The following is a 21279-nucleotide window of genomic DNA, read 5'->3' on the forward strand; positions in this document are numbered from 1 at the left end:
TCTGAGGCGTAGTACGCCCGCGTCAGTGCCGGCTCTTCTCCAGCGGAGCCGCCGGCCGCCGCGGTGCGTCGCACGCAATCCCTGAACGGCATGGAGTTCCCGGCCGGCGCCGATTTGGCCCGGCAGGGCGGCCCTGCGCCTTTCCTCGCGCATTCGTCTCGGGCTCGGCGCCGCAGGGAGCGCTGCCGCATGCCCCGATCATTCCGGCCCGCCGCGGGCGGCCGGCAGAAGCACGCGGCCGCCGGCCGCTGGATTTTCACCTCAAAGGACGACACACATGGATCTTGGGATCAAAGGGCGGGTGGCCATCGTGAGCGGCGGCAGCCGAGGCATCGGCCGCGAGGCTGCGCGCGAATTCCTGGAAGCGGGGGTCAAGGTCATGATCTCCTCGCGTCATGGCGATCAGGCGGCGGCGACCGCCGCTGAACTCGCGCAGAAGACCGGCGGCGAAATCCGCGCCACCCAGGCGGATTCCCGCCAGCAGGCCGATGTCGAGCGCCTCGTGAAGGAAACGGTCGCCGCTTATGGCACCGTCGATATTCTCGTGAACTGCGCCGGCGAGATGTATTCCGGCCGGTTCAAGGAGATGACCGACGAGGGCCTGCAAAACCAGCTCAACACCAAGCTGTTCGGCTGGATGCGGGCGATCCGCGCGGTGGCGCCCATCATGCGGGAGAAGAAGTGGGGCCGCATCGTCAGCCTCATCGGCGGCGCCGGCAAGGAGCCGGACCCCTACATGTTCGGCTCGGCGATTACCAACAGCGCTCTGCTTAACATGACCAAGTCGCTCTCCACCGAATTCGGGCCGGACAATGTGCTGGTGAACGCCATCTGCCCCGGCTGGGTGGCCACCGATCTGTGGCGGCGCAACGAGGAGGGCCTGAAGAAGGACCTCGGCGTCCAGTCCACCGAAGAAGCGCGCAAGCTCGCCGCCAAGAAGAACGCGCTCGGCCGCTTCGGCCGGCCGGAAGAACTGGCGAACGCCATCGCCTTCCTGTGCTCGGAGCGCGCCAGCTACATCACCGGCGTGTCGCTGAACACGGACGGCGGCCGTCTCAAGGGGCTTTGGTGAGCCCATGGACCTCGCGCTGACAGGACGCACGGCGATCGTCACCGGGGGCTCGCGGGGGATCGGCTTCGCCATTGCCGCCCGCCTGCTCGCGGAGGGGGCGCGCGTGGCGATCTGTGGGCGCGATCCCGCCCGGCTGGAAGCGGCGGCCGAACGGCTGCGCGCTTCTTGCGGGGATGCGGTGGAGGAAGCCGTGCTCGCGGTGGCGGCGGATACTTCGGTGTCCGCCGATCGCGACCGGCTGGTTGAGGCGACCCTGGAGCGGTTCGGGCGTGTGGACATCCTCGTCAACAATGCGGGCACCCACGTGCGGGCCACCGTGGACGACATGACCGACGCGCAGCTCCAGGGCCAGCTCGACGACAAGCTGTTCGGCTTTCTGGGCATGATCCGGGCGGTGCTGCCCGGCATGCGGGCGCGCGGCGATGGCCGGGTGGTGAACATCATCGGCCAGGCAACGCGTCATCCCCATCCCGACCGGCTGCCATCGGGCATCGCGAACGCGGCGGCCCAGGCCATGTCGAAAGCATTGGCGGACGCGCTGGCGCGGGAGAACATCCGCATCAACACGGTGTGCCCGCAATATATCGAGACCGATATTCTCGCGGGCGTCATCGCCAAGGAAATGGCGGACCGAAACCTCGACCGCGCGAGCGCGGCGTCCGGTTTCACTCGGGCCAATGTGCTCGGGCGCCTCGGCACGGCCGAGGAGGTGGCGGACCTCGTGGCCTTCCTGGTTTCGGATCGGGCGGACCATGTCAGCGGCAGCTCGGTGTCGATCGACGGCGGGTATCACCGCCACGTGTTCGGATAGGCGGGCGCCATGGATCTGAGCTTGTCGGGAAAGACCGCTATCGTCTCCAACGGCTGTTCCCCGTTCGGGTCGGCGGTGGCCGCGCGGCTCCTCCAGGAGGGCGCGCGCGTCGCCATCGGCGGGCAGGACGCCCGCGCGCTCTGGGCCGCGATTGCGGCGCTGGGGGCCCACGGGGAAGCCCGGGCGATCCCCATGCCTGAAGGCGATCCGGCGGCAGGCATGGCGCAGATGGTGCGCGCCGCTGTGGTCACGTTCGGGGCGCCGGACATTCTGGTGGCGGATGTCTGCGCGCCGCTGGAAGGAACGCTGGACACGGTGCCGGCGGAGCGCCTCGCGCAGTATCTGCGGGACGGGCTGGTGGCGCTCTGGGCCTTCGTGCAGGCGGGCGCCGCCCATATGCCCAAGGATGGCGGCGGGCGGATCATCGTGCTCGTCAACGCGGCGGGCAAGATTCCCAGCAGCGATTTTCTGGCGGCGGCCGTGCTTGGCGCCGCGCAGCATGCTTTCGTAAAGTCGGTGTCCGACCATTTCGGACCCAAGGGCATAACGGTCAATGCGGTGTGTGTCGGCGCCGCGGCGCCCGGCCCCCAGGGCAGGAGCATCGGTACCGAACCCTATCTCGGGCGCGGCCTCGGCCAGCAGGAGAGCGGGTGGGGCACCGCACCGCCCCTCGGCCGCTGGTGCACACCCGACCAGGTGGCCGACGCCGTGGCGTTCCTCGCCTCGGCCCGCGCCGGTTTCGTGACGGGCGCCAATATCGACGTGGATGGCGGCCAGCAACGCATGATCTTCTGAACGGGAAACAGGCATGATCGAGCTTCAGCACATCAGCAAGACGTTCAAGAAGAAGGAGAGCGCGCTTCATGCCGTGGAGGATGTGAACCTTTCGATTGCGCCGAAGTCCATCGTCGCGCTCATCGGCCCGTCCGGCTGCGGGAAATCCACGCTGCTGAACATGATTGCCGGCCTCTATCCGCCGAGCGAGGGGCAGGTGTTCTATGACGGTGCCCGCGTCACCGACGTCAATACCAACGTCGGCTACATGACGCAGAAGGACAATCTGCTGCCGTGGCGCACGGTGCTGGACAACGTCGCCTTTCCCCTGGAGGTCGCCGGGGTGCCGCAGGCGGAACGCTATGCCGCCGCCGCAAAGCTGATCGACCTCGTGGGTCTCTCGGGGTTCGAGCAGAAATATTCGCACGAATTGTCGGGCGGCATGCGCAAGCGCGTCTGCCTCGCCCGCATGCTGATCTACAAGCCGAACGCCCTGCTGCTGGACGAGCCGTTCGCGGCGCTGGATGCGCAATTGCGCATCGCCATGCATGCGCTCCTGATGCGCCTGTGGGAGGAGCAGCAGCAGACCATCCTGTTCGTGACGCACGATCTGGTGGAGGCGATCACGCTGGCCGACCGGGTGGTGGTGTTCACCCGCCGCCCCGCCAGCATCGTGCTGGAGCAGGAGATCGATTTGCCCCGCCCGCGCGACGTTCACGAAGTGCGCTTTACCGAACCGTTCCACCGCATTCACAACGCCCTGTGGGACCGCCTGCGCACCCAATATGACGAGGTGCGCCTATGACCCCGGCGAAGGTGGCCGCAGAACCGGAGACCAGCCTCATGCAGACTCCCCGCTCCGCCCCCGGCGGCAAGCAGGCCGCAAACGAGCCGCGCCGGCTGGCGGACATGGGCACGGGCCGGATGGTCTGGCTTCAGGTCCTGCTTGGGGTCGCGCTGCTCATCGTGTGGCAGCTCGCCTCCGGCCGGCTGGTGGACAATTTCCTCATCAGCAATCCCATCGCCATCGCCGGCAGGCTCTGGACCTGGACCCTGAACGGCTCGATCTTCATCCATATCTGGGCGACGGTGTACGCGACCGTTCTCGGCTTCGCGATCGGTGCCGTGGCCGGCGTCGCGGGCGGCGTGTGGCTCGGCCTGTCGCCGTTTCTCAGCCGCCTGCTGAACCCCTATATCTGGGCTTTCAACGCCGTGCCGAAGGTCGCGCTCGCGCCGCTGTTCATCCTGTGGTTCGGCCTCGGCATCGAATCCAAGGTGGCGCTTGCGGCGATCCTGGTGGTGTTCCTGGTGTTCGTGAACACCTATGCCGGCGTGCGCGAGGTGGACCAGGACCTGATCGACGGCGCCCGCCTCATGCGGGCCTCCAAGCGGCAGATCCTGATGAAGGTCATCCTGCCCTCGTCGCTGGCCTGGATCTTCGTGGGCTTGAAGACGGCGGTGCCGTTCGCGCTGATCGGCACCATCATCGGTGAGATGATCGCGGCCAACCGGGGCCTCGGCTATCTGGTGCAGCGCGCCGGCAGCGATTTCGACACGGCCGGCGTGTTCGCCGCGCTGGTTGCGATCGCCGGACTCGCGGTGGTGTTCAACGAGATTGTCGGCACGGTCCAGGCAAAGCTGGACGGCTGGAAGGTCATCAGCCGCTGAGCCGTGTGGCGCAGTTGGAAGAAAAGAAGAAAAGCCGAGCCTCGTAAAAAACAAGGGGCCGGCGCATCGGGAGGAACAGATGAAACAGCACCTGAAACTGGCGCTGGCCGCGCTTTGCGCCAGCTTTCTTTGGCAAGGCGCCGCGCGCGCGCAGGAAACCGTGCGCATCGCCAATATCGGACACGGCTATTATGCCGGCCCGCTCTATGTGGCCATGCGCGAGGGCCTGTTCGAAAAGCACGGGCTGAAGGCGGATGTCACCTTCATCAAGGGCGGCGCCCTGGTGTTCCAGGCGGTGCTCGGGCGCAGCGCCGATTTCGGCGTGCTGAGCTATGAGCACGTGCTCACCGCCGCGGCGCAGGGCAAGAACATCGTCTCGGTGTTCAATGTCACCACGCGGCCGCTGAACAATCTCATCGCCACCAACGCCTTCTATGACGCCTACCCCAACGCCACCATCGAGCAGAAGGTGCGGGCGCTGAAGGGCAAGAAGGTGGGTGCGCCGTCCGCCGGCGGGTCTGGCGAGAAAATGCTCGGCGTGCTGGCCAAGCGCTACGGCCTCGCGCTGCCGGGCGACGTGGAGCTGGTCTATCTCGGCACGGATGCCGCCTCCTACGTGGGCGCGTTCCGCGGCCGGCTGGTGGATGCGGGCATCCCGTTCGAGCCCGCAGGCGCGGTGGTCGAGCAGGAGGGGCTGGGCAAGATCTTCATCAATCTGATGAACGGCGAAATCCCCGAGTTCCGCGACCTGGTGTTCATGACGCTGGCCACCCACCCCGACATGCTGCGCGAGCGGCCGGAGACGGTGCGCAAGGTGGTGGCGGTGTTCGCGGAAGCGCAGAAGATCCTGCTCGACCCCGCACGCGGCAAGGCGATCATGGCCGCCGAATTCCCGGACATGTCCTCCGCGACCAATGACAAGGCCTACGAAATCGTGCGCCAGATCTGGAGCACAGACGGCCGCATGAGCCTGGAGGGCGCGAAGAAGGTGTACGACTTCCTCCAGCCCGCCGGCACCACCCCCATCGTCTACGAAAACACCTTCACGAACGACTTCCTGCCCAAGAACTGAGGCTGCAATGACGTCCGAAATCCAAAGCGAGGAGCACTGGGCCCGAAAGGGCCCGGTGTCCCTGTTCCTGTGGCGCAAGCGTCTGGCGCACCCCGCACCGGACGGTCGCCCGCCGATCATTCTCGTGCACGGCTCCTCCACCTGCGGCATCCCCTCCTTCGATCTCCAGGTGCCGGGACAACCGGATTATTCGTTCATGGACTGGCTGGCGTGGCGCGGCTGGGACGTGTGGACGCTAGACCACGAAGGCTATGGCCGCTCGACCATCACCGACGGCAATTCGGATGTCGCCTCGGGCGCGCTGGATCTTGCCGCCGCCCATGAAGTGATCGCGCAGGCGACGGGCTCGCCCCACGCTTATGTCTATGGAATGTCCTCCGGCGCTCTGCGAGCGGCCCTGTTCGCGCAGAATGCGCCGCACGTGGTGCAGCGCCTGGTGCTCGATGCCTTCGTGTGGACCGGCGAGGGTTCGCCCACGCTCGCCAAGCGCAAGGAAGGCATCGCCTCGTTCCGGGCCAGCAACCGCCGGCCCATCAGCTATGCCTATATCGAGAGCATCTTCACCCGCGACCTGCCCGGTACGACCCATCCGGCCGTCATCGCCGCATGCGCCGAAGCGCAGATGGCGCTCGGCGACAGCGTGCCCACCGGCACCTATCTCGACATGACGACGAACCTGCCCCTGGTGGACCCGCAGAAGATCGCCGCGCCCACCCTGATCGTGCGGGGTGAGCACGACGGCATCGCCACCATCGAGGACCTGCTGGAGTTTTTCCGCCAGCTTCCCGCGGGCGACAAGCGCTTCGCCAGCCTGCCGGGCATTGCCCATGTGAGCCCGCTGGGCATCAAGCGGCACCTGCTCTGGAACGCGGTGGACGAATTCCTTACCGCGGGCGTGGCCTGAACGGGCGCGCGGACCAGTCCCCTCTTTAACGAAAAGCCGGAGCGCGCGAGCGCCCCGGCTTTTTTCGTGTCGAAGCTTCAGCGGCCGGCACTCACTCCTTCACGGCGCCGGCCAGCGAGGAGACATAGTGGTTCACGAAGAAGGAATAGAGGATGCAGATCGGCAGGGAGCCCACCAGAGCCCCGGACATCAGAGCACCCCAGCGATAATTGTCGCCGTCCGTGAACACGGTGACGATGGCGATGGGCACGGTCTTGTTCGCCTCCGACTGGATGAACACCAGCGCGTAGATGAATTCGTTCCAGCACAAGGTGAAGCAGAAGATGCCGGCCGAGATCAGCCCCGGCACCGCCAGCGGCAGGATGATGCGGAGCAGGATCTGCAGGCGCGAGGCGCCGTCCATCAGCGCGCACTCTTCCAACTCGTAGGGAATGGTCTTGAAATAGCCGATCAGCAGCCAGGTGGAGAACGGGATCAGGATGGTCGGATAGGTCAGGATCAGCGCCAGCGGGCTGTCGAACAGGCCGTAGGCGGAGACCACCACGGCGAGCGGGATGAAGAGCACCGAGGGCGGCACGAGATAGGCGAAGAAGATCATCACGCCCATGAAGCGCGCCCCGCGGAAGCGGATGCGGGTGATCGCGTAGGCGGCCAGCACCGCGGCCGCGAGCGAGAGGGCGGTGGCCGTCACCGAGACCATCATGGTGTTGAGCAGCCAGCGCGGATAATGCGAGCCGAACAGCAGGTCCTTGAGATGCTGCAAGGTGGGCTGCCACACCCAGAACGGGTTGAAGGTGTTAAAATCCGTCAGCTCGGCCGTCGATTTGAACGAGGTCAGCGTCATCCAATAGAAGGGGAACAGCAGCACGAACAGGATGATGGTGAGCGGGACATACAGATAGACTACCCGCTTCGGGAGGGTCTCCAGATAGTCCATGCCCTCGCCCTCGGGGGCGGATTTCGCCTTGCGCCCGATCCGGGCCGCCGATGTGTCAGCCATGGTGGCCTCCGTGGGATGGGTCATTGGTCGTTCCCCTGCTGCCATTTCTGCCGCTGCAGGCCGAACCAGGAAATCATGATGGCGCCGAGCAGGAACGGGATCATCGCCACCGCGATGGCCGATCCTTCGCCCAGCTGGCCGCCGAGAATCGCGCGCTGGTAGGAGAGCGTCGCCATCAGGTCGGTGGCATTGGCCGGTCCGCCGCGCGTCAGCACCCAGATCAGCTGGAATTCGGTGAAGGTGAACAGCACCGAGAACGTCATCACGACGGCGATGATGGGGGTGAGCATGGGATAGGTGATGCGGCGGAACATCTGCCAGCTCGACGCACCGTCGATGGTGGCGGCCTCATAGAGCGAGGCCGGAACCGTCTGAAGCCCCGCGAGCAGGGTGATGGCGATGAAGGGAATGCCGCGCCACACATTGGCGAAGATCACGGATGCGCGTGCAAGATTGCGGTCGCCGAGGAAGTTGATGTTGTGGTCGATCAGCCCGAGGGACTTCAGCGACCAGGAGATGACCGAGAACTGGCTGTCCAGGATCCACCAGAAGGCGATGGCCGAGAGCGCGGTCGGCACGATCCAGGGCAGCAGCACCACCGCCCGGATCAGCGCCTTGAACGGCAGCCGCTTGTTCAGCAGGATCGCGAGGTAGAAACCGATGACGAATTTGAAGATGCTCGCGCCGGCGGTAAAGATCAGCGTGTTCATCACCGCGATGATGAAAACCGGATCGTCGATCAGCCAGATATAATTGCCGATGCCGATGAACTCGCCCGGGCTCCCCATGCGTGTGTCGGTGAAGCTCAGCCACACGCCATAGGCGAGCGGATAGGCGAGGAACAGGATCAAGAACGCCACCGCCGGCAGCATGAACCAGATGGCCTGGAAGTTTCGATTTCCGCTCAGCGCCATCCACCGCGAGCGGCGGACGGGCGTTTCCGGCTTGGTGGCCACTTGGGCGTTCATGATGAGGCTCATCCCGAAATCTCTGCGCTGTTCAGCGGGCGTCGTGGGCCGCCCGGCGCGGGAAGCGTCGGGCGGCCAGCGAAGGTCGTGCCGGCTCAGCGATAGATGCGCTGGGCCGATCGGGCGGCGTTCGCCATGGCTTCCTTCTCGTTCGACCGGCCGGTTGCCACGGAGGCGAACATGTCGACGATGATGAAGTCCGCCAGCGCCGCCGCCGCGCGGCGGTCGAGCGCGCCCCGGAAGCCGGGCCACAGGCTGCGGGCGGTGGCCTCGCGGAAGATCTTGATCTTCGGGTCGGAGGTCCAGACCGGGTTGGAATCGTAGGCGTTCAGCGTCTGAGTCAGGTAGCCGCGCGAGCTTTCCAGCCACGGGTTCATCTGGTTGGCTTCCATCAGGAACGCCATGAACGCCTTACAGGCCTGCGGATACTTGGTGTATTTGAAGGCCACCAGCGGGAAGGCGAGCTGCAGCTCGGTGGGCTTACCGGCAACCCCGATGGGATAGACGGCGTGGTCCATGTCGGCGGCGAGCGCCGCCATCTTGGCGGCCTGCTCCTTGGCCCCCGCGTCCGCGCCTTCCGGCACCTTCGATTGCGCCAGGGCGTTCTGGTAGATCGAGCAGCCGTTGTTGGTGAGATAGCATTCGCCGGCCGCGAACGCCGCGTTGTTGGTGGGATCCAGCCAGGAGGCGGTGCCGGGCAGGAAGGTGTCGTAGAGCGCCTTCACATAGCGCAGCGCGTCCGCGGTTTCGGGCGCGTCGATGATGACCTTGCCCTTCTCGTCCACCAGCGAGGCGTTGTGGCTCCAGAGCGCCCAGTGCAGCCATGCGTTGGCGTCCGCGGTGGCGCGGCCGAGCGGCATGCCGGCGGGCGTATTGTTCGCCTTCATCGCCTTGCACAGTTCGAGGAAGGCGGCGTTGGTGGTCGGGAATTCGGAGAACCCGGCCTTCTTCACCGCCGAGATGCGGTAGTTGATGTAATTGCCGTTCACCGCGACCGGGATGCAGATCCACTTGTCGCCGCTGCGGCCGAAAGTCGACGAGGCGCCGATCCAGCCGCCGTATTTGCCGCCCAGATAGTCGGCGACATCGGTGACGTCCACCGCATGGTCCGGGAACAGGTGGGGCAGGGAGAACAGGCCCCAGAACATGTCCGGGCCGCTGCCCACGTTCACCGCGACCGAGGCCTTGGGCTGGATGTCGTCCCAGTTTTCGGAAACCACCGTGATCTTGGTGCCGGTGGCCTTGGTGAAGGCCTCCGTGATCGCCATGAAGGCCTTGTCCTCGGCTTCCAGATAGCGGCGCCAACGGGTGATCCGCAGTTCGGATCCCGCTTCCGGCTTCCACGAATTGGTGGCGGCCCAGGCCTTTGCGAAGGAGAGAAGATCAGTGCTCGCGGCCACGCCGACGGCGGCGGCCCCGGTCAGGAATGTTCGACGGTCCAATGTCATCAGGCTTTCCTCCCACCAGGATCTTCGGAAGCGAGATCCTTTGTTTTTGAGCTTTGAATGCGCAGCTAGTTGAGGCGTGCCCCCGTGACGGCATCGAACAGGTGTTCGATGCCGGCGTCGGGCGCCACCGTCAGCCGGTCGCCCGGCGCGATCGCGAGCCGCTCGCGCAGCACGCAATTGATGTCCTGCCCGGCGACGCGCGCGACCACGTGGGTCTCAGCGCCCGTGGGCTCGACCACGACCACTTCCACCGGCACGCCCGCGGGATCGAGGCGCAGATGCTCCGGCCGCACGCCGTAGATCGCCGGCCCGGTCTTCACCGCGCGCGTCTGGAGTGGCATCACGATGCCTTCGCCCAGCGAGAAACCGGCGGGGGTGATGGTGCCTTCCAGGAAATTCATGGCCGGCGAGCCGATGAAGCCGGCGACGAACTGGTTCGCCGGGGAGTCGTAGAGCTCGAGCGGGGCGCCGATCTGCTCCACCACGCCCTCGCGCATCACCACGATCTTGTCGGCCATGGTCATGGCCTCGATCTGGTCGTGGGTCACATAGATCATGGTCGTGCCGAGCTTCTGGTGCAGTTCCTTGATCTCGGCGCGCATGGTCACGCGCAGCTTGGCGTCGAGGTTGGAGAGCGGCTCGTCGAACAGGAACAATTGCGGATCGCGCACGATCGCCCGGCCCATGGCCACGCGCTGGCGCTGGCCGCCGGAGAGCTGGCGCGGAAAGCGGTCGAGCAGATGGGACAGGCCGAGGATCTGCGCCGCGCGATCCACCCGCTCCTCGATCTTGGCCTTGGGCGCCCGCTGCAAATCGAGCGAGAAGCCCATGTTGGCGCGCACCGTCATGTGCGGATAGAGCGCGTAATTCTGGAACACCATGGCGATGTCGCGCTGCTTGGGCGGCACGTCGTTCACCACCCGCTCGGCGATGCGGATCTCGCCACCGGAGATGCTCTCCAGCCCTGCGATCATGCGCAGCAAGGTGGATTTCCCGCATCCGGACGGGCCGACCAGCACGACGAATTCCCCGTCGGTGATGTCGATCGACACCCCGTCGATGATCGCGGCGGCGCCGAACCGCTTCTTGACGTCACGAACTTCGACTGAGGCCATCGTCTTTATCTCCCTGTTGGTGCGAGCCGCGTTGGCGCGGAATTCTTGTTGGGCCGGCGACGCATGCGCCGGCCGGGGCGCGTCAATGGATGAACTGCCCGCCGTTCACGTCGAGGATGGAGCCGGTGACGAAACGGGCGAGGTCGGACGCCAGGAACAGGCAGACGCAGGCCACGTCGTCCGCCGAGCCGAGGCGGCCGAGCGGGATGTCGGCGGCGATCTGCGCCTTGCGCTCGGCGCTCATCTTGCCCTGGAAGATGTCGGTATCGATGGTGCCGGGGGAGACGGCATTGACGCGGATGCGGTCTTTGCCGAGTTCACGCGCTAGGGATTTGGTCAGGCTGTGCACCCCGCCCTTGGCAGCGGCGTAATGCGGGCCGCCGAATAGTCCGCCGCCGCGCTGGGCTGCGACCGAGCCGAAGCAAACGATGCTGCCGCCGCTTTCGCGCATGTGCGGCACCGCCGCCTGGCACATGTTGAGGCTGCCGCGCAGGCTGACGTCGATCACGAGGTCGAACTTCTCCTGCGTGATCTCCATCAGGCTGTCGCTCTGGCTGACGCCGGCGGCATTCACCACCACGTCGATCTGCCCATATTCGGCCAGCACGGCGGCGATCAGCGCATGGCACTGGTCGGGGTCGGCGACATCGCAGGCAAAGCCGCGATGCGCGGGGCCGATGCCGGCGGCGGCGGCCTCAGCGGCGATGGCGTCGAGATCGACGATCACCACCCGCGCGCCTTCATCGGCGAACCGTTTCGCCGTGGCGCGGCCGATCCCGCGTTCGGACGCCGCGCCTGTAATGATCGCGACCTTGCCTTCGAGCAGCATGTACAAACTCCAGTTGGGTGGCGGCGCCGTCAGTCGGCGGTCCAGCCGCCGTCGATCACGAGGGACGAGCCGGTCATCAGGGCGGAGGCGTCGGAGGCGAGGAACACCACCGCGCCGATCAGGTCTTCCACCTTGCCGATGCGGCCGAGCTTGATCTTGCTCAGCACCTCGGCGCGGAACGCGGGATTGCTCAGGAAATTTCCCGAGAGGGGCGTTTCGATGAAGGTGGGACCCAATGTGTTGACGCGGATGCCATAGGGCGCGAGGTCCACCGCCATGGCCTTGGTCATGCCCTCCATGGCCCATTTGGAGGCGCAATAGACGGTGCGGGTGGCCGCGCCCACATGGCCCATCTGCGAGGACATGTTGATGATCGAGCCGCCGCGCCCGGCGGCGGCCATGCCGCGCGCCACCGCCTGCGCCACGAAATAGGCGGCGCGGACGTTGAGACCCATGATGACGTCGAAATCCTCCACCGGCACGTCGAGGAACGGCTTGGTGCGGTTGGTGCCGGCGTTGTTCACCAGGATGTCGTAGGGCGCGCGCCCCTCCAGTGCCGCCGGAATGGTCTCGACGGCGCTCACGTCCATGCACAGCGTATCGGCGGAACCGCCCTCGCGGATGATTTCATCCGCCGCTGCGCCGATCTCATCGCCCGAGCGGGCGGCGAGGGTGACATGGGCGCCCATGGCTGCGAGCGTGCGGGCCGAGGCGAGGCCGATGCCGCGTCCCGCGCCGGAGATCAGCGCGCGCTTGCCCGTGAGGTCGAAGGCGGGGACGTATCCGCCCGTGTGGTGGTCGGTCGTGTTCATGGCTAACCCCTATTCCGCGGCCGTGGCATAGGGGATGTTCCGCCCGCCATACCGCCGCACGCGGATGTTGGCCTGCTCGGCATGGCCGGCAAAGCCCTCCAGCATGCAGAGGCGCGAGCAATATTCGCCGATCATCGCCGAGGCGGCGTCGGTGGTGACGCGCTGGTAGGTGACGGTCTTGATGAACTTACCGACCCAAAGCCCGCCGGTGTAGCGGGCAGCTCCCAGCGTCGGCAGGGTGTGGTTGGTGCCGATCACCTTGTCGCCGAACGCCACATTGGTGCGCGGGCCGAGGAACAGGGCGCCGTAATTGCGCATGTTGTTCAGGAAATAATCCGGGTCGCGGGTCATCACCTGCACATGCTCGGAGGCGATGCGGTCGGCCTCGCGGACCATTTCCTCGTAATCGTCGCAGACGATCACCGCGCCATAATCGGCCCAGGATTTCGCGGCAATCTCGCCCGTGGGCAGGATGGTCAGCAGGCGCTCCACCTCGGCCATGGTCTCGCGCGCCAGCTTCTCCGAATTGGTGAGCAGGATGGCCGGGGAGTTGGGCCCGTGCTCCGCCTGGCCGAGCAGGTCGGTGGCGCACATTTCCGCGTCCACGCTCTCGTCGGCGATCACGAGGGTCTCGGTGGGGCCGGCGAACAGGTCGATGCCGACGCGGCCGAACAACTGGCGCTTGGCTTCGGCCACATAGGCGTTGCCGGGACCCACCAGCATGTCCACCGGGGAAATGGTCTGCGTGCCGATGGCCATGGCGCCGACCGCCTGCACGCCGCCGAAGCAATAGATCACATCCGCGCCCGCGAGATGCTGGGCGGCGACGATGGCGGGTGCCGGCTTGCCGTGGAACGGCGGGGCGCAGGTGACGATATTGGGCACGCCCGCCACCTTCGCCGTGACCACCGACATATGGGCGGAGGCGAGCAGCGGATATTTGCCGCCCGGCACGTAGCAGCCGACCGAATTCACCGGGATGTTCTTATGGCCGAGCACCACGCCCGGCAGCGTTTCCACCTCGATGTCGCGGAGCGCGTCCCTCTGGTGCTGGGCGAAATTGCGCACCTGCTCCTGGGCGAACTTGATGTCCTCGATATCGCGTGCCGAAAGCTCGGCGAGGCAGTCGCGGATCTCGCGGTCCGTGAGGCGATAATCGGCCCGGTCCCAGCCGTCGAACTTCACCGAGAGGTCGCGCACCGCATCGTCGCCGCGCGCCTCGATATCGGCGAGAATGCCTTCCACCACGGCGCGCACCTTGGCCTGATCGGCTGCCTTGTCGGCGCTCTGGCGCCCTTCCTTGAGTATCCGCATGGTCTGCTCCCGCCACCTTCCGGTGGCCTGTTGGCTGTGAGGGCTGCGGCTCAGGCCGCGTCGCGGCTCTTGGGCGGGGTGGGCTCGACGCCGGCCCAATCCTCGATCACCGTGGAGATGCGCGAGCAATCGTCCTTGCCCATGCCCTGGCTCATGAAGAACTGCCACATCTGGCGTACCGATGAGCCGAGCCACATGGGCACGCCGGCGCGGTCCGCCTCTTCCAGGCACAGCACCACGTCCTTGTGCATCAGCTCGGTGCGGAAGTTCTGGTTGTAGGTGCGCGGCACCACGAAATTCGGATAGGCGACTTCCGAGACCCACGAGCGCCCGGAGCCGGCATTGATCACCTGGAACAGCAGCGCGGGGTCGATGCCGCCCTTTTCCGCGAACGCCATCGCCTCGCCCACCGCGATCATGTTGGTGGCGGTGAGGATGTTGTTCGCGAGCTTCACCGTCTGCGCCTGGCCGACCTCGGTGCTGATCTCCACCACCATGCGGGCGAAGCTGTCGAAGAAGGGGCGGGCCTTCTCCACCGTCGCCTTCGGGCCGGCGGTCATCACCGCCAGCGTGCCGTTCACCACGCCGATCGGCCCGCCGCTCACCGGCGCGTCGAGGGTGGCGACGCCGTTCTTGCCCAGCACCTCCGCCACGTGGCGGATCATGGTCGGGCCGATGGTGGACATGTCCACATAGTGCCGCATGGCGCTGCCCTCGCAGAGCCCGCTCTCGCCCAGCGCGACGTGCTCCACGATGGCCGGAGTGGGCAGGGACGAGAACACGATCTCGGCGGCATCGGCGACCGCGCGGGGGCTCTTGCCGGCGGTGGCGCCGAGCGCGACGGCGCGGTCGACGGCGGCCTGGTTGAGGTCATAGACATGGACGGCGAGGCCCTTGCCGCGCGCGCGCTCCACCATGGCCGCGCCCATGGCGCCGAGGCCGACGAAACCGTAGGTTTGCGGGACGTTCGAGGTGCTGGAAGACATCGCAGGTTCCTTCGCTGGGCCTGGCGTCACGGCTGAGCGTGGCGCGGCTGCGCATCGTGGTCGTAGAGTTCGAGAATGGCGGAGGTGTCCCGCTCGCTGCCGCCGAGGGCGACATAGCGGTCGTAGAGGCGCAGGGCCTCGTCCATCATGGGGGTCGGCGCGCCGGCGGCGTCCGCCAGCTCCTTCACCATGTGCATGTCCTTGACGAGCTGGCGCGTATAGGCGCGCGGGCGGAAGTCGCGTTCGGCGAAGCGCGGGAAGATCTGGCGCAGCAATTCCCCGTCCGCATGCCCGCCGCTGACGCAGGCGGGAACACGCGCCACGTCGATGCCGGCCTGTTCCGCGAGCTTGGCGCCCTCGGCCAGCACCACATAGAGGCAGGAGACCATCAACTGGCTGACCATCTTGGCGGTCAGCCCGGCGCCGGTGGGCCCCACATGGGTGAAGGCGGAGGAAATATCCGCGAACAGCGGCGCGAGACGCTCGATCTCGTCCTTCGGGCCGCCGGCCATCACGGCAAGCTTTCCCTCCGCGGAGGCGGGCGGGCCGCCGGAGACCGGTGCGTCGATCCAGGCGCAGCCCGTCTGCGCGGCAAGGCGCGCGGCGAAGGCGCGGCAGCGCTCCACCTCGATGGTGGAGAAATCCACCAGCACCTGCGGCGGCCGCATCACCTGCGCGACGCCGTCCGGTCCGAACACCGCCTGCTCCACCGCCGCCGGGGTCGGCAGGTTGAGCAGCACCGCATTCGCGCCCGCCACGGCATCGGCGGGATCGAGCGCGGGCCGGGCACCCGCAGCCACGGCCTCGGCCAGGCGGTCGGCGCTGACGTCATAGGCATGCACCTCGTGCCCGCGGGCGACGAGACGCGCGGCCATGGGGCCTCCCATCAGGCCCACGCCGATATAGGCGAATGTGAGCCTAGTCGATGGCATAGAAGCGGATCGCGTTATCATGGAACAGCTTGGTGCGCTCCTCCAGCGAGAAGCCGGAGGTGATGGTCTTGTAGCCGCTGAAGATCGTATCGAGATCGCCGCAGACGCTGTCGACCGGGAAATTGCTGCCGAACATGCAGCGGTCCACGCCGAAGAAATCGATGATGGAAAGAACGATGTCGCGGTTATTGTCCACCGTCCAGGGAATGCCGGGCAGGCCGATGCCGGAAATCTTCACCGCCACGTTCGGGCACTTGGCGAAGGCGCGCATGGCGGCCTTCCAGCCGGTGATGCCGTTCTCGCTGCGATCCGCCGGCAGGCCGGAATGCAGCAGGATGATCTGCGTGTCGGGAAACGCGCGCGCGAGGTCCGCGGCATCGTCCAGGTGCCACCAATGGGTCTGCAGGTCGAACCGCAGGCCATTCGGCTTCAGGTGCGCGAAGCCCTTCCGCCACACCGGGTCCATCATGGTGCTCTGCACCGAGGTGCCGGGCGTCTTGCTGCCCACGGGCTTGTGGCGCACGCCGCGCACGAAGGGGAAGGCCGCCAGGCGCTCCAGCACCTCGGCGACATTGGGCTGATCCATCCAGGCCTGCCCGACGGCGACGTTGGGCCAGCCGGTCTGCTTGCGCATCTCGGAGATGAATTCCATCTCTCCGATGGGGTCTGTGGGGTCCCATTCCGCCTCGATATAGACGGTCTTCACCACCTGGTGGCCCTTGGCGTCCTTCTTATAGTCTTCGGGATAATATTTGCGGCAGATGGCGGAATAATCGCCGTAGCGGAACGGGATGAGCGGCTTCTCGCACAGCCAGGGGTAATTCTGGGTGGTGGGGTCCCAGAAATGGACATGCGCGTCGACCATCGGGAAAGAATCCACGACTGCAATCTCCCTTATTTTTTCTTCGCTCGGGTTCCGCTCAGGCGGAGAGGGCGGCGGTTGATTTCAAGGCGGGGGCAGGGGTGGGGACCCTGTCGGACGCGAGACTTGCGGCCAGTAGGAGCGTCGCGCGCATCGCGCCGGGATGCGCCTTGCCGTGGCCGGCGATGTCATAAGCGGTGCCGTGGGCGGGCGTGCAGATGGGAAAGGCAAAGCCACCGAACAGCACCACGCCCTTCTCGAAGCTCATGAGCTTCATCGCGATCTGACCCTGGTCGTGATACATGGTCAGCACGGAATTGAAGTCGCCACGGCTGGCGCGGACGAACACCGTGTCCGGCGAGAAGGGGCCGTCGCAGTCGATCCCGCGCACGCGTCCCTCGGCGACCGCTGGCGCGATCACCTCGATTTCCTCATGGCCGAAATTGCCGTTGTCGCCGGCGTGGGGATTGAGTCCCGCAACCGCGATCTTCGGATGGGCGACGCCGCCGGCGCGCATGATGCGATCGGTCATCACCAGCCGCCCCAGCACCGCCTCGCGGGTGATGAGCGGGGCGACCTGCGAGAGCGGCACGTGGGAGGTGACGCGCCCGGTCCAGATGTCGGCCACGTTGAATTCGGCGACTCCGGTGCCCGAGCCGAGGATCTCCGAAATGAAGACGATCTCGTCCTGGTACGTCGGATAGGCGAGGCGCATCGCGTATTTGTTGAAGGGCGTGAAGCACAACGCGTCCAACACGCCCGCGTCGGCGAGGCGGATGCCGGCGCGGAAATTCTCCAGCGCGAAGGCGCCGCCCTCCCGGGTGGGCTCACCGGCCGGCAGATGGCTCAAATCGGCTTCGCGGCCCACCTCGACCATCACGTGGCCGCCCGCGGCGGCGATCGCCTTGCGGCTGAGATTTTGGAGCGGCAGGGAAGAGAGATCGAGCGTCACGCCGCAGGTGGCTGCGCCCGCATCCAGCAGCCCCCGGTTGCCGAGGACGACCAGCTGCATTGCATCGCTGATGGCAGGGTCGGCGAGCATTTTGGCGGCGAGTTCCGCGCCGATGCCGCCCGGATCGCCCATGGCGAGACCCATGACGCACCGATCCGGCCCGCTGAAGGCGGTCGAAAATCCCATGCTTGGCTCCTCCCAAGGGGCGATCTGTCGCCGCCCTCTCAAAGTGCATACAGTGTTCTGCACGCAGTGGGCAGCCGCTTGCAAGCATTTTTTTTTGCGCTAGACACGAGAGAGAACAACTTCGAGTTTGCCGTGACCTTGCTCCGTGGGCCAACCGCCGCCGTGGATTATCAGGAGGTGCCGATTCAGCAGCGCACGCTGCATGATGAAGTCGCCATGCGTATTCGCGACATGATCGTGGAAGGGCGCCTCGATCCCGGAAGCAGGATCAATGAAGTTCAGCTGGGAAAATCACTCGGCGTTTCCCGAACGCCTTTGCGCGAGGCATTGAAGACGCTCGCCAGCGAAGGTCTGGTAGATTTGGTGCGCAACAAGGGCGCCATTATCCGCAAGTTCGCGCTGGATGAGACCATCGACATGATGCGCGCGCTTGGCGCGATCGAGCAGACCTGCGCGCGCATGGCGTGCGAAATCGCGACCGACGAGGAGATCGCCCGCTTCCGCGCCACCCATGACGAGATGGTCGCCGATTATGAGGCGCGCAATCGCCTCGCGTATTTCAAGCTGAACCAGCAGCTCCACCAATTACTGGTGGATATGTCGCACAACGAGACGCTCGCGCGCTTTCACCGCACGGTTCAGGAGCGGCTGCGGCGGGTGCGCTTCATCGGCAACGACAAGCCGAAAATCTGGACCGAGGCGGTCAAGCAGCACATCGAAATCGCGGCTGCATTGGAGGCGCGGGACAAGGAGAGATTGCATCTCGTCCTGGAGCGCCATTTGGACCTGACGCTCCACCGCCTTCAGGATGTCTCGCAGGAGAGCGAGCTTTAGAGCATTTTCGAGCGCAACGACTTTCGCGCCCGCGGCCGGCTCAGCCCAACAAGGTCTTGTCCGGGCCGAAGAAGGGATGCGGCCCGTCGTATTTTCCGATGAAACTCAAGTGCGTCACCAGCCGCCCGCCGTCGAAGCGGTGCAGGTGCAGGCCCGGTGGTTCCATATGGAAGCCCGGCTCGCCCGCCGGGTCGAAATCCAGGCTCACGGCATGGGCCGGCGAGGGGCAGATGGAGGCCGGGATGCCCGCGAAGCGGGTGAAGACCGTGCGGTGTACGTGGCCGCAGATCAGCGCCAGGACCTGCCCGTGGCGCGCGAGCACTTGCTCCAGCGCCTGCCCGTCGCGCAAATTCTGCAGGTCCATGTGGCGGATGCCGGTCAGGAACGGGGGGTGGTGGAGTGCGACCAGCGCCGGCCGCTCCGGTGTGGCGGAAAGCGTTTCGTCGAGCCAAGCGAGCGTGGGGGCGCCGAGTTCGCCGTGGGGCGCGCCCGCCACGGAGGAATCCAGCATCACGAGGCGGACCGGAAAATCTTCCACCACATAGTTCAGCTTGCCCGCCTGCGCCCGCGCCGCGATCTGCGGAAAGGCCGCCGCGACGCCCGCCGTGCTGTCGTGATTGCCGGGAATCGGCAGCAACGGCATGGGCAGCGCGTCGGTGAGCGCACGGAAGCGCGCGTATTCCTCGGGCTGGTCGAAATCGGTGAGGTCGCCCGTCACCAGCACCACCTCGGGGCGGGGGGTGAGCGCCTGAAGGTGCGCGACCGCCCGCTCCAGGTGGGCTGCGGTGTCGACCACGCCATAGGCGCGCTTGCCGGAGGGGCGGATATGGGTATCGGTCAACTGGGCAATCAGCATGGGCTCACACCGGAACGAGGCGGGAAGGGTCGATGGCGAGGCCGACGCGCGCGCCGAGCGTCAGCGCGTCCTCGGGCGCGGTTTCCACGATGATGCGGGTCCCGTCGGGCGCGGCCAGCACCACGCGCTGGCGCGCGCCGAGGAAATGCACCTGGGCGATGGTGAAGTGAAGCCCGGTCTCTTCCGGGGCGCAGATGCGCGCGACCTCCGGCCGGAAGGCCAGCGCTGCCTGTGCGGCGTCCGCGCCCGCATGGGGCAGGCACCCGGCGGCGGTCTCGAAGCGGCCGTTGCGCACGCTGCCTTCAAGCCGGTTCGTGGTGCCGACGAAACCGGCGACGAAGGCGTCGGCGGGGTGAAAATAGATCTCCCGCGGGGTGCCGATCTGGGCGATGGCGCCTTGCCGCATCACCACGATCCGGTCGCCCAGCGCCAGCGCTTCCGCCTGATCGTGGGTGACATAGATGGCGGTGATGGCGAGGCTGCGCAAAAGCGCGTCGATCTCGGTGCGCAGATGCTCGCGCAAGGCGGCGTCGAGCGCGGTCAGCGGCTCGTCCAGCAGGATGGCGCGGGGCCGCACGGCGAGCGCGCGGGCCAGCGCGACCCGCTGGCGCTGGCCGCCGGACAATTGGTCGATGCGGCGGGTGGCGAGGGCGTCGATGCGCATCATCTCCAGCACCTCGGCGGCGCGCTTGAGCCGCTCGGCTTTGGGCACGCCGCGCACGCGCAGGCCGTAGGAGACGTTCTCGATAACGTTCATGTTGGGGAACAGGGCATAGGATTGGAACACCATGCCCACATGGCGCTTCTCGATGGGCAGAGCGGTCACGTCGGTGCCGTCGAAGGTCACTGTGCCGCCGGCGTCGGGCGCCTCCAGCCCGGCGATGATGCGCAAGGTGGTGGTCTTGCCGCAGCCCGAGGGACCAAGCAGCACCAGCGTTTCCCCGCTCGCGATGGAGAGATCCAGCGGCTCCAGGGCGCGGGTGCCGTCGGCGAAGGTTTTGGCGCAGCGCGTCAGCGCGATGGCTGCGCCATGGCCGGCGAGCGCGGCAGCGGGGGCGGGCGGGGCAGAGTGGCTCACGGGCGGGTTTTCCGGTTCAGGGCCCGGCGCTCGCCGCCAACGAACTGGATGGCGAGCAGCAGCGGCACGATCATGATGAAGAAGACGAGCGTATAGGCGCTCGCGATTTCGAGCCGCATGGAGGCATAGCTGTCGGCCAGCCCCACGGGCAAAGTGGCGGTCAGCGGCGTGTGCAGCATCCAGGTGAGGTTGAATTCGCCGATGGAGAGCGTCACCACCATCAGCGCGCCGGCCAGGATGCCCGGCTGCGCATTGGGCACCACCACCTGGATGAAGCGCTGCCAGGGCGAGGCGCCGAGACTCGCCGCGCCTTCCTCCAGCGTGCGCACGTCCACGGCCGCGAGCACCGCCATGACCGCCCGCAGCATGAAGGGCAAGGTGTAGAGCACGTGCCCCACCAGGATGAACGCATCGCTCGCTCGGAACGCCCGGATGCCGCCATAGGCGAGGATCAGCGCCAGCGCCAGGGCGAGGCCCGGGATGGCGACGGGCAAGGTTACGATCTCCTCCACTAGGCGGGAGAAGCGGCCGGGCTTGCGCACCAGCGCCCAGGCGGCGGGCACGCCGATCAGCAGCGTGACGGCGAGCGTCCCGAGCGCGATCAGGATCGAGCGGAAGATCGTGGGGGCATAGAGGCCCCACACCTGGGCCACCCATTCTAGCGTGAGGCCGGAGCGTACCCCCTGAAAATAATTGACCGTAAGGCCCGCAAGTATGCTCGTGAGGGCCGGCACAACCAGAAAAGCGGCCGCAAGCAGCGTCACGATGAGCTGAAATGCGAAAACGAGGGGATTGGTGCGCATGGC

22 protein-coding genes are annotated in these 21279 nt (G+C 66.6%); 8 read left to right on the forward strand and 14 right to left on the reverse strand.

Annotation, left to right across the window (positions count from 1 at the left end):
- Positions 1-277: 277 nt before the first annotated feature.
- The 7 genes from V5F68_RS07185 (at position 278) to V5F68_RS07215 (ending at position 6301) form a co-directional block, all read left to right on the forward strand.
- Positions 278-1072: an SDR family NAD(P)-dependent oxidoreductase gene (locus V5F68_RS07185; RefSeq protein ID WP_394013961.1), complete on the forward strand. Its 795-nt coding sequence runs from the start codon at positions 278-280 to the stop codon at positions 1070-1072.
- Positions 1073-1076: 4 nt separating this feature from the next.
- The gene (locus tag V5F68_RS07190; protein WP_394013962.1) at positions 1077-1883 is read left to right on the forward strand and encodes an SDR family NAD(P)-dependent oxidoreductase; all 807 of its coding nucleotides are present in this window, start codon (positions 1077-1079) and stop codon (positions 1881-1883) included.
- A 9-nt stretch (positions 1884-1892) separates the two neighbouring features.
- Positions 1893-2678 carry an SDR family NAD(P)-dependent oxidoreductase gene (locus tag V5F68_RS07195; protein ID WP_394013963.1) on the forward strand — a complete coding sequence of 262 codons (786 nt, stop codon included), beginning with the start codon at positions 1893-1895 and terminating at the stop codon, positions 2676-2678.
- A 13-nt stretch (positions 2679-2691) separates the two neighbouring features.
- Positions 2692-3462, forward strand: coding sequence for an ABC transporter ATP-binding protein (locus tag V5F68_RS07200; protein ID WP_394013964.1), 771 nt, complete (start codon positions 2692-2694; stop codon positions 3460-3462).
- The gene (locus tag V5F68_RS07205) at positions 3459-4325 is read left to right on the forward strand and encodes an ABC transporter permease (RefSeq protein ID WP_394013965.1); all 867 of its coding nucleotides are present in this window, start codon (positions 3459-3461) and stop codon (positions 4323-4325) included. The genes V5F68_RS07200 and V5F68_RS07205 overlap by 4 nt, the downstream gene beginning before the upstream one ends.
- A 79-nt stretch (positions 4326-4404) precedes the next feature.
- On the forward strand, positions 4405-5397 hold the full coding sequence (locus V5F68_RS07210) for an ABC transporter substrate-binding protein (RefSeq protein ID WP_394013966.1): 993 nt from the start codon (positions 4405-4407) through the stop codon (positions 5395-5397).
- A gap of 7 nt (positions 5398-5404) precedes the next feature.
- The gene (locus V5F68_RS07215; RefSeq protein WP_394013967.1) at positions 5405-6301 is read left to right on the forward strand and encodes an alpha/beta hydrolase; all 897 of its coding nucleotides are present in this window, start codon (positions 5405-5407) and stop codon (positions 6299-6301) included.
- A gap of 91 nt (positions 6302-6392) precedes the next feature.
- On the opposite strand, the gene V5F68_RS07220 is transcribed toward V5F68_RS07215, so the two are convergent.
- The 11 genes from V5F68_RS07220 to V5F68_RS07270 all read right to left on the reverse strand — a co-directional run bounded on the left by V5F68_RS07220 (position 6393) and on the right by V5F68_RS07270 (position 17705).
- On the reverse strand, positions 6393-7301 hold the full coding sequence (locus V5F68_RS07220; RefSeq protein WP_394013968.1) for a carbohydrate ABC transporter permease: 909 nt from the start codon (positions 7299-7301) through the stop codon (positions 6393-6395).
- A gap of 20 nt (positions 7302-7321) precedes the next feature.
- Positions 7322-8215 carry a carbohydrate ABC transporter permease gene (locus V5F68_RS07225; protein WP_394014000.1) on the reverse strand — a complete coding sequence of 298 codons (894 nt, stop codon included), beginning with the start codon at positions 8213-8215 and terminating at the stop codon, positions 7322-7324.
- Between the two features lie 149 nt (positions 8216-8364).
- Entirely contained in the window at positions 8365-9717 is a 1353-nt protein-coding gene (locus V5F68_RS07230) for an ABC transporter substrate-binding protein (protein ID WP_394013969.1), read from the reverse strand.
- A gap of 65 nt (positions 9718-9782) precedes the next feature.
- Positions 9783-10832: an ABC transporter ATP-binding protein gene (locus V5F68_RS07235; protein WP_394013970.1), complete on the reverse strand. Its 1050-nt coding sequence runs from the start codon at positions 10830-10832 to the stop codon at positions 9783-9785.
- Positions 10833-10914: 82 nt separating this feature from the next.
- Positions 10915-11661 carry an SDR family NAD(P)-dependent oxidoreductase gene (locus V5F68_RS07240; RefSeq protein WP_394013971.1) on the reverse strand — a complete coding sequence of 249 codons (747 nt, stop codon included), beginning with the start codon at positions 11659-11661 and terminating at the stop codon, positions 10915-10917.
- 29 nt (positions 11662-11690) lie between these two features.
- Positions 11691-12473 (reverse strand): SDR family NAD(P)-dependent oxidoreductase, encoded by a 783-nt coding sequence (locus V5F68_RS07245; protein ID WP_394013972.1) that lies wholly within the window; start codon positions 12471-12473, stop codon positions 11691-11693.
- A 9-nt stretch (positions 12474-12482) separates the two neighbouring features.
- A complete protein-coding gene (gene hisD / locus V5F68_RS07250; protein WP_394013973.1) occupies positions 12483-13787 on the reverse strand; it encodes a histidinol dehydrogenase in 1305 nt (434 codons plus the stop codon).
- Between the two features lie 50 nt (positions 13788-13837).
- Positions 13838-14773: an NAD(P)-dependent oxidoreductase gene (locus V5F68_RS07255; RefSeq protein WP_394013974.1), complete on the reverse strand. Its 936-nt coding sequence runs from the start codon at positions 14771-14773 to the stop codon at positions 13838-13840.
- Positions 14774-14799: 26 nt separating this feature from the next.
- Complete coding sequence (locus tag V5F68_RS07260) at positions 14800-15648, reverse strand: NAD(P)-binding domain-containing protein (RefSeq protein WP_509274673.1); 849 nt, start codon at positions 15646-15648, stop codon at positions 14800-14802.
- A gap of 43 nt (positions 15649-15691) precedes the next feature.
- Positions 15692-16585 carry an amidohydrolase family protein gene (locus tag V5F68_RS07265; protein WP_394013976.1) on the reverse strand — a complete coding sequence of 298 codons (894 nt, stop codon included), beginning with the start codon at positions 16583-16585 and terminating at the stop codon, positions 15692-15694.
- Positions 16586-16625: 40 nt separating this feature from the next.
- Complete coding sequence (locus V5F68_RS07270) at positions 16626-17705, reverse strand: 4-hydroxythreonine-4-phosphate dehydrogenase PdxA (protein WP_394013977.1); 1080 nt, start codon at positions 17703-17705, stop codon at positions 16626-16628.
- A 132-nt stretch (positions 17706-17837) separates the two neighbouring features.
- On the opposite strand from V5F68_RS07270, the gene V5F68_RS07275 reads away from it, so the two are divergent.
- Positions 17838-18539, forward strand: coding sequence for a GntR family transcriptional regulator (locus V5F68_RS07275; RefSeq protein ID WP_394013978.1), 702 nt, complete (start codon positions 17838-17840; stop codon positions 18537-18539).
- A 40-nt stretch (positions 18540-18579) separates the two neighbouring features.
- On the opposite strand, the gene V5F68_RS07280 is transcribed toward V5F68_RS07275, so the two are convergent.
- Genes V5F68_RS07280 through V5F68_RS07290 form a run of 3 tightly spaced genes read right to left on the reverse strand, consistent with a single transcriptional unit; the run spans position 18580 to position 21276 of the window.
- Complete coding sequence (locus V5F68_RS07280; protein ID WP_394013979.1) at positions 18580-19395, reverse strand: phosphodiesterase; 816 nt, start codon at positions 19393-19395, stop codon at positions 18580-18582.
- Between the two features lie 4 nt (positions 19396-19399).
- Positions 19400-20473, reverse strand: a complete 1074-nt coding sequence (locus V5F68_RS07285) for an ABC transporter ATP-binding protein (RefSeq protein ID WP_394013980.1) — start codon at positions 20471-20473, stop codon at positions 19400-19402.
- Complete coding sequence (locus tag V5F68_RS07290; protein WP_394013981.1) at positions 20470-21276, reverse strand: ABC transporter permease; 807 nt, start codon at positions 21274-21276, stop codon at positions 20470-20472. The genes V5F68_RS07285 and V5F68_RS07290 overlap by 4 nt, the downstream gene beginning before the upstream one ends.
- Between the last annotated feature and the right edge of the window lie 3 nt (positions 21277-21279).

Source organism: Roseixanthobacter pseudopolyaromaticivorans (assembly GCF_043195145.2).
Classification (GTDB): Bacteria; Pseudomonadota; Alphaproteobacteria; order Rhizobiales; family Xanthobacteraceae; genus NCEH01.